The organism is Wolbachia endosymbiont of Pentalonia nigronervosa, from assembly GCF_014534705.1.
Classification (GTDB): domain Bacteria; phylum Pseudomonadota; class Alphaproteobacteria; order Rickettsiales; family Anaplasmataceae; genus Wolbachia.
Window position 1 is genome coordinate 1 of sequence record NZ_JACVWV010000041.1, and the last position, 10,672, is coordinate 10,672.

13 protein-coding genes and 2 pseudogenes are annotated in these 10,672 nt (G+C 32.9%); 8 read left to right on the top strand and 7 right to left on the bottom strand.

The genetic code is table 11. From position 1 onward, the window contains the following. Both IC220_RS04625 and IC220_RS08190 read left to right on the top strand, forming a co-directional pair. Window positions 1–179 (top strand): transposase (locus IC220_RS04625; RefSeq protein WP_188152690.1); only part of this gene is annotated, 179 nt, incomplete at its 5' end. Between the two features lie 13 nt (window positions 180–192). Next, window positions 193–502, top strand: a pseudogene (locus IC220_RS08190) (hypothetical protein); the annotation flags it as partial. Here IC220_RS08190 and IC220_RS04635 read toward each other — a convergent pair. The 4 genes from IC220_RS04635 to IC220_RS04650 all read right to left on the bottom strand — a co-directional run bounded on the left by IC220_RS04635 (window position 447) and on the right by IC220_RS04650 (window position 4,900). Then, window positions 447–1,328 (bottom strand): hypothetical protein, encoded by an 882-nt coding sequence (locus tag IC220_RS04635; protein ID WP_188153379.1) that lies wholly within the window; start codon window positions 1,326–1,328, stop codon window positions 447–449. The pseudogene IC220_RS08190 and the gene IC220_RS04635 overlap by 56 nt on opposite strands. An 82-nt stretch (window positions 1,329–1,410) precedes the next feature. Further along, window positions 1,411–3,945 carry a DNA polymerase I gene (gene polA / locus IC220_RS04640; protein ID WP_188153380.1) on the bottom strand — a complete coding sequence of 845 codons (2,535 nt, stop codon included), beginning with the start codon at window positions 3,943–3,945 and terminating at the stop codon, window positions 1,411–1,413. Window positions 3,946–4,106: 161 nt separating this feature from the next. After that, window positions 4,107–4,562 carry an outer membrane lipid asymmetry maintenance protein MlaD gene (gene mlaD / locus IC220_RS04645; protein WP_188153381.1) on the bottom strand — a complete coding sequence of 152 codons (456 nt, stop codon included), beginning with the start codon at window positions 4,560–4,562 and terminating at the stop codon, window positions 4,107–4,109. 2 nt (window positions 4,563–4,564) lie between these two features. Continuing rightward, entirely contained in the window at window positions 4,565–4,900 is a 336-nt protein-coding gene (locus tag IC220_RS04650; protein ID WP_188153382.1) for an NADH-ubiquinone oxidoreductase subunit NDUFA12 family protein, read from the bottom strand. Window positions 4,901–4,965: 65 nt separating this feature from the next. Between IC220_RS04650 and IC220_RS04655 the strand changes: the two genes are divergently transcribed. Further along, window positions 4,966–6,381: a proton-conducting transporter transmembrane domain-containing protein gene (locus tag IC220_RS04655; RefSeq protein WP_188153383.1), complete on the top strand. Its 1,416-nt coding sequence runs from the start codon at window positions 4,966–4,968 to the stop codon at window positions 6,379–6,381. Window positions 6,382–6,476: 95 nt separating this feature from the next. Continuing rightward, window positions 6,477–6,893: a hypothetical protein gene (locus IC220_RS04660; protein ID WP_188153384.1), complete on the top strand. Its 417-nt coding sequence runs from the start codon at window positions 6,477–6,479 to the stop codon at window positions 6,891–6,893. Here IC220_RS04660 and IC220_RS04665 read toward each other — a convergent pair. Continuing rightward, entirely contained in the window at window positions 6,873–7,397 is a 525-nt protein-coding gene (locus IC220_RS04665; RefSeq protein ID WP_188153385.1) for a Na+/H+ antiporter subunit E, read from the bottom strand. The genes IC220_RS04660 and IC220_RS04665 overlap by 21 nt on opposite strands. Window positions 7,398–7,409: 12 nt before the next feature. On the opposite strand from IC220_RS04665, the gene smpB reads away from it, so the two are divergent. From smpB to ygfZ, 4 genes are read left to right on the top strand one after another with little or no spacing between them, the layout of a single operon-like run. Beyond that, window positions 7,410–7,895: an SsrA-binding protein SmpB gene (smpB, locus tag IC220_RS04670; RefSeq protein WP_369408760.1), complete on the top strand. Its 486-nt coding sequence runs from the start codon at window positions 7,410–7,412 to the stop codon at window positions 7,893–7,895. A gap of 31 nt (window positions 7,896–7,926) precedes the next feature. After that, complete coding sequence (lgt, locus tag IC220_RS04675) at window positions 7,927–8,712, top strand: prolipoprotein diacylglyceryl transferase (RefSeq protein ID WP_188153387.1); 786 nt, start codon at window positions 7,927–7,929, stop codon at window positions 8,710–8,712. Between the two features lie 22 nt (window positions 8,713–8,734). Continuing rightward, entirely contained in the window at window positions 8,735–9,466 is a 732-nt protein-coding gene (gene lepB / locus IC220_RS04680) for a signal peptidase I (RefSeq protein ID WP_188153388.1), read from the top strand. A 9-nt stretch (window positions 9,467–9,475) separates the two neighbouring features. Then, window positions 9,476–10,273 carry a CAF17-like 4Fe-4S cluster assembly/insertion protein YgfZ gene (gene ygfZ, locus IC220_RS04685; RefSeq protein WP_188153389.1) on the top strand — a complete coding sequence of 266 codons (798 nt, stop codon included), beginning with the start codon at window positions 9,476–9,478 and terminating at the stop codon, window positions 10,271–10,273. On the opposite strand, the gene IC220_RS08020 is transcribed toward ygfZ, so the two are convergent. Together IC220_RS08020 and IC220_RS04690 are read right to left on the bottom strand one after the other, a co-directional pair. After that, complete coding sequence (locus tag IC220_RS08020) at window positions 10,270–10,392, bottom strand: hypothetical protein (protein WP_255424135.1); 123 nt, start codon at window positions 10,390–10,392, stop codon at window positions 10,270–10,272. The two genes, ygfZ and IC220_RS08020, sit on opposite strands and share 4 nt — an antisense overlap. A gap of 80 nt (window positions 10,393–10,472) precedes the next feature. Continuing rightward, window positions 10,473–10,672 (bottom strand): annotated as a pseudogene (locus tag IC220_RS04690) (IS3 family transposase); the annotation flags it as partial.

The following is a 10,672-nucleotide window of genomic DNA, read 5'->3' on the forward strand; positions in this document are numbered from 1 at the left end:
GTTCCAATAGAAAAACACCAAGAGAATACGATAAAGAGCTTTATAAAGAGAGAAATCTCATCGAAAGAATGTTCAATAAACTCAAGAATTTTCGTAGGGTTGCTACTCGTTATGATAAATTAGCTATTTCTTTCTTATCTTTTGTCCATATTGCTTCTATATATCTTTGGTTAAAATAAATGTCGACACTACCTAAAGAATGCTACAGTTAAGAAATACTACTATAAATCACATCAACAACTTAAAGAGCATCTTTATAGCTTCGTTATGGCCTACAATTACGCTAAAAGACTAAAAACTCTTAAGGGTCTCACACCTTATGAGTTCATATGTGATCAGTGGACAAAATTTCCTGATTTATTTATACTTCCATCACTCTTTGGGACCATACATCTATAAAAAATGGCAGGTTGAAACCCCCTCCATTTTATATCATATCCTTTCTGTTAACTTATTATATACCCAGGGGAATTATTCTTTCTTCTCTCTTCTTCTTGAGTAATATGCGGTTTCTTCCCTACTTTGCCGGGTAGTTGTTTCTCCAAGTCTTGAGGCAGAGTCTTGTTAATACCCTCGATAATTTTTCCCTCCCAATCTGTTAGATCTTCCTGTGCATTTCCTTGATTACGCGTATCTGCAAACAGACTGCTTATAGCTTTACATGTAGCAAATATCAGACCAATAACAGCAAAAATTATCATCGTCTGGCTAACCTCAATAAACATTGCTGTTACAATAAAAAGGAAAATAGGTAGCAAAACCTTCGCAAGTGCATCAGCGACCAATTTTACATCGCTTTTTGCGGGTTCATTCTTTTCTTCTTTGTTTCCTAAAAATGGAATCTTGTTCAATACCCCCTTTTTAACAGAGCTAGCAACGTTCTTGGGATCTATTTCAACTCCAATAGGTACTCCAAGAAGCTTGATAAATGAATCTTTAACCTCCGTACCACACGCATTAGTAATGCACTTGTCTATTAATGCCTGTACTTTACCATTTTTTAAATTTTCTTCATCCGCCAAATTTCCTGCTTTTATTCCTTTAAATACAGCAAGTAAAAATTGACAAAAATTTTCTTTACTTAGTAGTTCTATCCTTTTTAGATCAACATCATTAAATATATTATTAGTATTATCATACAAAAAAGTAGCAACTGCTTTTCCTCTTGGATCTAGTTCGTCAGATTTCAATGCGCGTAAAAATGCATCATAAATCTGCTGATGCTCCTTCTTGAACCCTTTTTCCTTAGTTGCCTTTTTACGTTTTGCATTAAAAGCCTGAGTTTTCTGAGTTTCCGGAACTGCACGAGTACCTCTTATTGTTGTCATAACTGTTACTTACATTTATTACATTTTATTCTAACACATTTTCTATACTAATTCAAACAATCTTTACAATACGACAGCACAGTTAAGAAATTTTAAACCCCCAGTTATCACCCACTTTTATATCTACTTCAAGTGGTATAGAAAGTTTTACCACATTTTCCATGACATTCTTCATTAATGCTGCTGTTTCCTGCACATTTCCTTTCTCCACTTCTACAAGCAACTCGTCATGAACCTGCAATATAATTTTGCCTGTTTTTAGTTGATCAAAAAGTTGTATCATTGCACGTTTTATTATATCTGCAGCAGTGCCTTGTAGTGGTGCATTTATTGCTACTCTTTCTGCAAACTGTCTTACATAAGAAATGTTATTGTTTATATCCTTTACAAAACATCTCCTACCAAATATAGTTTCCACATAGCCATTTGACCTTGCAACTGATATCATTTCTTCCATGTAGGTCTTTATCTCTGGATAGCAGGAAAAGTAATAATCGATATATTCAGCTGCTTCTTGAATTGTAATCCCCAACTGCTTTGCCAATCCAAACGGACTGATTCCATATATAATACCAAAATTAATGGATTTTGCTTTTCTCCTATCTACACTGACATTTTCTGATACTCCAAAAACTTGTTTTGCAGTGATGTCATGAATGTCTTGACCATTTGTAAATGCTTCTTTAAATGCTGCAACACCAGCAACATGTGCCAAAAGTCTCAGTTCTACTTGTGAATAATCAGCCGAGATTATTTTATACCCTTCTGGGGCAATAAATGCTTGCCTGATGAGACTTCCTTCTTTACTTCTTATTGGAATATTTTGTAAATTAGGATTACTGGAGCTTAATCTGCCAGTTGTGGTTGCAGTTGTTGAAAAGCTTGTGTGTACCCGGCTATCTAAATGACTCACCTGCTTCATTAATGCGTCAGTGTAGGTATTCTTTAATTTACTTAAATGTCGCCAATTTAAAATTTTACTTGCAATTTCTACTCCTTCAATTTCAAGTTTTTCTAACACTTCAGAATTTGTACTATACGCACCTGACTTTGACTTTTTCTTCTTATTAAGACCCATTTTATTAAACAAAACGTTACTCAACTGCTTTGGTGAAGCGATGTTAAATTTTTCTCCCGCTAAATCATGTATTGTACTTTCAAGCACACCAATTACTTGTTGAAACTCATCAGATAATTCCTGCAATTTTTGTACATTTAGCAGTACTCCTTTTTTCTCCATATCAAGTATCACTTTCATAAGCGGTTTATCAAAGCGCTCATAAATTGAGAATAATTTTTCCTGAAATAATCTTTGTTTCAATTTTTTATGTAGGGTGATTAAAGTTTGTGCTGAAAAAGCCCATGCATCTCCACTTAAGTTGTGTGCAACTATGTTAGGAATACTATGATCATGTTTTCCTGTATCTAAACTATATGACATGAGCATTAAATCATCAGTTGAATCTAGAGCTTTTTCTACTGCAGGTATGATTTTTTTCACTCCTTTTATATCATGCACTATTTTGAGTATTTCATTTGCACATAACAGTGAATTAATCGGAATCAATACATCCTGTACATTGGCTTGTTCTATATAAAAAACATTGTGTTCACTGTAAGATAGAGAAATCTTACTTAACGTATCATTTTCATAATGACAATAGATAGCTATCCTACCTTCATACCTGCAGTGCTCTAAAAATTTTTCCAGTTCTTGACTGTTATACTCTATCTTCTCTTCTTTATGTGGTTCTTTATAAGCAAAAAGTTTTTCTACTTTATTGATCAAAGAATTAAACTCATATTTCTTTAAAAAGGATAATAACTTCTCCATATCAGAGATATGAACTTTACACTCTTCAACGTCATGCTGAAGATCTACCGCTTCATGTAGTGACACAAGCTCTCTTGAAATTACTGCTTTCTCTTTATGTTCAGTAAGTATATTACGCACCCTAGTTTGTTCTATCTTACCTATATTTTCTAAAATACCATCCAATGAACCAAACTCACCTAGTAACTTGGCTGCAGTTTTTGGCCCTATTCCTGGTACTCCCGGGATGTTATCAGACGCATCTCCAGTTAAAGAAAGCAGATCTAGCAATTTATTTGAATTTACTCCGAATTTTTCTATCACTCGTTTTTCATCTACATATGTGTTTTTGATCGGATCAAATATCAAAATATTATAATTCAAAAGTTGAAATAAATCCTTATCTGACGAAACTACCACCACTTTTAAGTTTTGATAATTGCTGTATTTTGCAACTAGGGTGGCAATTATGTCATCTGCTTCATAGCCTTCAACCTCTTCATAGCTTAGGTTAAAAGCTTCTACCGCCTCTCTCAATATGGTAAACTGTGGCATTAAATCTTCAGGAGGAGATACTCTATTTGCCTTATACTCAGAGTATAAATTATGTCTAAAATTCTTTTTTCCCGCATCAAACGCCACTATTAAATAATCCGAGTGCGCGATATATTTTAGTATCATATTGAGAAAGCCATATACTCCACCTATCGGTAGGCCAGTTGTGGTAGTTAAGTGAGGTAATACATAATAAGCCCTGAAGAGAAAACCGTAACCATCAATTATTGTGAAAGTTTTTTCCTTCATTATAGATATTTTTGCATAACTTGATGGTCCATGATTTGACTATAAAAATCAAGTTATTATTCTTGATGTTCAACTCGTTTATTCCATTCTTACTTTATTATAAAATAGATCTACAATTGACGCAAAATTCTCTGTATTGTAATGGATTTTTTTATAAATCTCTATTTCGAGAACATCCCAATAATTTTATCCATTATTCCACCCATACTCGCTTCAGATTGAGTATGTTCCAACTTGTCACCATTGGACATTAATTTAGCATCTGATCCAGGTGAAATATTGATAAATTTACCGCCCATAACACTACTGCTAGCAATAGTTGCAGAACTATCAATTGGTAATTCTATATCTCTATTTATGCACATATCAATTCGTGCTACATATGCAGTTTTGTCAAGCGATACGTTGGTTATACTTCCAACATCCACGCCAGAAATTTTTACACTATCACCAATCTCTGTACCGTTTGCACTAGAAAAAAGGCCATATATTTTATAACAATCCTTGTAGTTTTTTCTCATGTAAGCTAGCTTGTTAAAAGCGAAAAAAAGTAAAAAAATAGTAGAAACTAATACAAATATTCCAGTAGTAATTTCAAATATATGAGATCTTCGCATCTTTAATTATTAGGATTCCAACTTGTATAATAGTCATTCACTTTTTGGTTTGGATAATAGGTGCTTTTTGTACCTGTTAAATTAGGAACATGCTTCACGATCCTTTTTTTTCTACCAGTTGGTACTGTGTCATCGGAATAGTGGAGCCATATGTGCCACTCTGGAGTGACTGTTGTAGGCTCGGAAACTTTGTTATACATTACCCATCTTCTCCCACTGTTTGATTCATAGTAGGAATTACCGTTTTCATCCTTTCCTACAAAGTTACCTTTTCTACATACCATACATCTTATGGCGCTACAAATAACTCTAGATAAATTACAAATTTTAGATAACATAAAAAGTACTAAAACAAAAAGTATCCTATATACTAATACTTTAACAGTATATTAACAACAATTTAATGCAATTACCAGTTTTACAAGTTATTATACCAATCATTGCATCAATGCTCTGTTTTCTTAGCAAGAAACACAAAGCATCTTGGTTTATTTCCCTTATCACAACAATAACTACTCTGGTAATTTCATCAATACTATTAATTAAAACATATAAAGGTGAAATAATTATTTACCACCTAGGCAATTGGGTGCCTCCATATGGAATAGAATTAAAAATTGATCTATTAAACTCTTTAATGCTAACTTTAGTGAATTTTATAGCACTAATTAGCGTACTTTGTAGCTTCTATATTAACGAAAAAGAAATTAGTCACAAAAAAATAACCGATTTTTATTCACTGTTTTTACTATGCTTAAGTGGGTTACTTGGAATTTTAGTCACAAATGACATATTTAATCTTTATGTTTTTCTAGAGATTGTATCTCTTTCTTCTTGTGTGCTTGTTTCAATGGGAAGAGATAAAAAAGCTCTAGTTGCAGCATTTGAATACTTAATCAGTGGTACTATAGGAGCAACATTTTATTTATTTGGTGTTGGACTTTTGTACTCAATGACCGGAACACTAAATATGTCTGATATAGCTGAAAAAATAGTACCGTTGCATGATAATAAAATTATACAACTTGGAGCATTATTCATTTTTGTTGGTTTATCAATTAAAATAGCACTATTTCCTCTAAGTAGGTGGTTGGTTAATGCATACACTCATGCACCTAGTTTCATTAGCATATTTTTTTCAGGCACAGTGACTAAGGTGATGATATATGTTTTCATCAGAATTTTTTACTTCGTTTTTCATCAGAATGTTTTCTTACTTAAATCACCATTTTGTTATGTAATAACTACTATCGCACTTTGTGCTATTGTATTTGGCTCAATCTTTGCAATTACTGCACATGACATGAAAAAATTGTTGGCACACTCTAGTGTTAGCCAAATTGGCTATATACTATTGGCATTAAGCTTAAATTCGAAGGCAGGTTTATTTGCAGCAGTGCTTCATATGGTAAATCATAGTATAATAAAAACATCTTTGTTTATGATTGCAAGTTGCAAATCTGATGCAGAAAACTTAGAAGGTCTAAAGAAGAAATCAATTCCTTTTGCATTTACTATATTAAGCCTAGCTCTAATTGGTGTGCCGCTCACTAGCGGTTTCGTGAGCAAATGGTATATAATGCAAGCTATTATAGAATCTCATGCGTGGACTTCACTTGCAATATTTGTACTAGGATCTTTTCTTGCATTAATATATATGTGGAAAATGGCGGAAAAAATGTATTTTGGTAAAAATAATCAAGCACAGTCAGCCCATATGATTTTTTGCCTGTTACTCATGACAAATTTAACAATAATAACTGGTATATATAGCACTCCGATTCAATTAATAATTGAGAAGTTGATTTTCTATAGCTGACCACACGCCATCCAGAATTTGAATTTTACGATCATATTATCATTTATTTAACAAAATAGAGGTATAATTTCGTACTTAGTTACATGGAGAGTTAGATGAATAAGCCAACACACAATGCGAAAATAAGTAAATCTCAGGTTACTAAATGGGAAGTGATAAAGAATTGTCAATATACTGACAATCACTTGTCAAAAATAACAACTTTATATGTGATTAAGGTGACTCAATTGCCAGATCTTCATACAGAAGAGCAGTTTGAAGCTAGTACTACTTTAGTGAGGATAAGTGTGACAGGTGAAAATATATTTTTACATAAAGCTGTTGCTATTGAAATTATGAAAGAGATTTTTCCATATAAATTTAGCAGCAAAAAAAAGAATAATATATCAAGGTTAGAAGATTTATACAATCACTTATGTTCTATTGTTAGTAATAGCCTGCCAAGGGAGATACTTGAAAGCTTAATAAAAGAATATAGGAATTCTGTTAACCTATTGAGAACAATTATTTAATACTTTATTTTCTATTTCAGAAATACCACTTTCAAGACTTTTATCTATTAAACATATTGTAGTTAGGTATGTTTGCTGACTTTTTTCAACATTAATAGTTAAAGTGCCTGGAGTAATCGTCACTGAATTGGCAAATAGAGTAATACTCTTGTCATTATGACCTTTACACTTTTGTAAAACAATAACCGGTTCAAGCTGAAGATTAAACTGCAGCACCTTTTTTGCTAAATAAATACTTGATAAAATAATCTGATATATTAGCCATGGTATATAACTTGCTAATCCACAAAATGATAGCTTCTTTGTGCTGCTTAAAATACGATTAAGAGAATCCTCAGCACTTATTAATCGTTTAAAAATAAAAAGTGTAAATGCAGATGAGAATAGTCCACACAAGATGAAAAAAGATTCAAAGTAGCCAGACAATATAACCCATAAGGTAAACAAAGTAATAAAAGATAGAGAAATGAATTTTATTTCTTGTTTACATTTGTGGCTTTGCATATAGTATAATATATACAAAATTTTTCAAAAAAGAAAAAAGAATTTTGTATGGAGATTATTGCAGAAAATAGGAAAGCAAGGTTTGAATATTTTATTCTCGAGGAGCTTGAAGCAGGTTTGGTTTTGTTAGGCAGTGAAGTGAAATCTCTCAGAGAAAGAAAAGCAAACATTTCTGATGCTTACGTAATTGAAAAAAATAATGAAATGTGGTTGCATAACATGCATATTGGAGAGTACAAAGCTGCAACTCGAAAAAATCACAAACCAAAAAGGGAACGTAAATTATTATTGCACAAAAGAGAAATAGGCAAACTAATTGGTCACATCAAAACCTCTGGTATTACCGTTGTTCCACTCTCGCTTTATTTTAGTGACAAAGGGATAGCAAAGACCAAAATTGCGATAGTGAAAGGGAAAAAACTTTATGATAAAAGAGCAACAATCAAACAGAGAGAGTGGGATCGTGAAAAAAGCAGATTATCTAAGAGTGATGTGTGATCAAGAAAAATTCATATAAATTAGTAATTGTATGTCTCCTATAATTTTCAGTGTTGGTCCTATTTCTATACATTGGTACTCCTTAGCATATGTTTTTGGTATATTGTTCACATATTGGTACTTGCATAAATTGGATAGCCAAAAAATATTTACTAAAGATTTTTATGATTCACTTTTAACTAGCGCTATTATAGGTGTGATACTGGGAGGAAGATTGGGTTATGTATTAATATATGACCCGGGTTTTTATCTAAGTAATCCAATTGATATATTAAAAACTTGGGAAGGTGGTATGTCATTTCATGGTGGTGCGATAGGTGTTTTATGTGCGGTAATAGCTGTATGTCACAGACATAAAATTTCTGTGTCTTATACACTAGATTTAATTTCTTGCGGAATGCCAATAGGACTGCTTTTAGGTCGTATAGGTAATTTTATAAATGGAGAACTGTTTGGCAGAGTAACAAACATGCCGTGGGGTATGACATTTCAAGAGAGCGGTGATAACCTTTTGCGTCATCCAACTCAATTGTATCAAGCATTCTTTGAAGGATTGCTGCTTTTTATAGTAATAAATCTACTATGTTCTCTCACTAGAATAAGACTTTACCATGGAGCATTAACAGGTATCGCAATGATATGGTGTGGAGCAATGCGTTTTCTAATTGAGTTTTTCCGTGAGCCTGACTACCGGATTGGCTATTTGTGGCTCGACTTGACTATGGGACAATTACTTTCAATACCCATAATTATGGCAGGAGTATTTATCTACTTCAGAGCATTACATTTGAAAAATAACACAAAATCCGCTATATAGTATATTTTACAAAGGTTGCACATTGAAAGAAAACTTGACAACAAGAACAAGAAGCTCTCTATCTTCATTCTTTTTTTTACTGCTAATAGGGCTATCTATACGCAGCTTTTTATTTGAACCATTTCATATACCTTCTGGTTCGATGAAGAGTACTCTGTTAGAAGGTGATTACATTTTCGCTAGCAAGTATTCATATGGTTACAGCAAACATTCCTTTCCCTTTTCACCAAACATTTTCAATGGCAGAATTTTTTATACTTCACCACAGCGTGGCGACATAATAGTTTTTAAACCCACGAAAAATAATAACATTAGATTCGTTAAACGAGTAATAGGCCTGCCTGGCGATAAAGTTCAGATAATAAATGGTGACTTATACCTCAATAATGAAAAAATGCCACGAGAGCAAATTGAGAGTTTCCTTGACTATGAGTCAAATCTCAACATACCTCGATACATAGAAACACTTTCTGATGGTAAAAAGCACGAAATTTTAATAGACAATACTTCTCATAGATTGTCGCACAACACTCCTGCTTATTACGTACCTGATAATCAAGTTTTTGCCATGGGAGACAATAGAAATAATTCTTTAGACAGTAGATTTCCTGAAATCGGCTTTGTTCCAATAGAAAATATAATCGGTCGTGTAAGTATGGTGGGTTTGTCTTTTAAATTAGAAAAAGTTGACTGGCTGTCATTTAGGGTACCAGTTGCCTTGAGACTAGACAGAATATTGCATAAGGTTGTGTAATTATAGGATATGAGTTATATACAACTACCTCATCGAGGTGTGATAGCACTGCATGGTTCAGACACAAAAAATTTCCTACAGAGCATCATAACAAATGATATCAAAAAATTGGATCATCAAAAGGCCATATATTCCCTATTACTTAACCCTCAGGGAAAATATTTATACGATTTTTTTCTTATTGAATATGGTAAATATATTCTCCTAGAATGTGAGAGTATATACCTAACACAGATTATTGCAAAACTAGATCTGCTTAAAACTTACTTAAAAGTCAGAATCAAAAATGTTAGTGCACTATATAAAGTTGGAGTTTTTTTTAATGCTAAATTCGCAGAACATAACAATGAAGAACAGATTATTTTTCAAGACCCACGACATACCTCTTTAGGAGTAAGAATAATACATAAAAATGAAATAATAGAACCAATAAAAGATTACACTGAATATGAACTAATTAGAATTCGTAATCTTATTCCAGATGGAGCAAAAGATATGGTGCAAAACTCATCATTTCCACTTCAGTATTTAGTTGATCATATAAACGGTATAGATTTCAACAAAGGGTGTTACATAGGCCAAGAGGTTGTAAATCGCATGAAAAGACAACAAACATTACGAAGAAAACTATATCTTGTGCAAGGAGACAGTGCACTCCCAAGTATTGGCACTAAAGTGATCACCAGCGACAGTGCAGAAGTAGGAGAGCTACGTTCTAGTGTCAACAACATAGGGCTTGCATTGCTTTATACTGAAAAAAGTCATGCAGATTTATCTGCTGGTAATACCAAAATATCTGTACTTTAAGGTTGTGCAAGAACATTATTATCCTTTTCTAGCATTGAAACTTCCACCTGAGTACTAGGTTTGAACATTTCGTCATTGATATTAATACCTTCGTCCCTTAGAATCTGTAATACTTTCATAAAGCAATCTGCATTAAAAATGGAATGTAAAGGGTTTTGGCCATCTTCATCTTTTGTATGAATATCAGCTCCTGCACATATTAGGTGTATGGTCCCAAAGAGTGATGGAAGTATAAATAAATCAGGAAATTTTGTCCACTGATCACATATGAACTCATAAGGTGTGAGACCCTTAAGAGTTTTTAGTCTTTTAGCGTAATTGTAGGCCATAACGAAGCTATAAAGATGCTCTTTAAGTTGTTGATGTGATTTATAGTAGTATTTCTTAACTGTAGCATTC

Bases quoted from the DNA above. Each gene is read 5' to 3' on its own strand.
- IC220_RS08020 (WP_255424135.1), bottom strand. From the start codon at position 10,392: ATGAAAGTATTACAGATTCTAAGGGACGAAGGTATTAATATCAATGAC.
- IC220_RS04635 (WP_188153379.1), bottom strand. From the start codon at position 1,328: ATGACAACAATAAGAGGTACTCGTGCAGTTCCGGAAACTCAGAAAACT.
- lgt (WP_188153387.1), top strand. From the start codon at position 7,927: ATGTCTCCTATAATTTTCAGTGTTGGTCCTATTTCTATACATTGGTAC.
- ygfZ (WP_188153389.1), top strand. From the start codon at position 9,476: ATGAGTTATATACAACTACCTCATCGAGGTGTGATAGCACTGCATGGT.
- IC220_RS04650 (WP_188153382.1), bottom strand. From the start codon at position 4,900: ATGTTATCTAAAATTTGTAATTTATCTAGAGTTATTTGTAGCGCCATA.
- IC220_RS04665 (WP_188153385.1), bottom strand. From the start codon at position 7,397: ATGCAAAGCCACAAATGTAAACAAGAAATAAAATTCATTTCTCTATCT.
- mlaD (WP_188153381.1), bottom strand. From the start codon at position 4,562: ATGCGAAGATCTCATATATTTGAAATTACTACTGGAATATTTGTATTA.
- polA (WP_188153380.1), bottom strand. From the start codon at position 3,945: ATGAAGGAAAAAACTTTCACAATAATTGATGGTTACGGTTTTCTCTTC.
- IC220_RS04660 (WP_188153384.1), top strand. From the start codon at position 6,477: ATGAATAAGCCAACACACAATGCGAAAATAAGTAAATCTCAGGTTACT.
- IC220_RS04655 (WP_188153383.1), top strand. From the start codon at position 4,966: ATGCAATTACCAGTTTTACAAGTTATTATACCAATCATTGCATCAATG.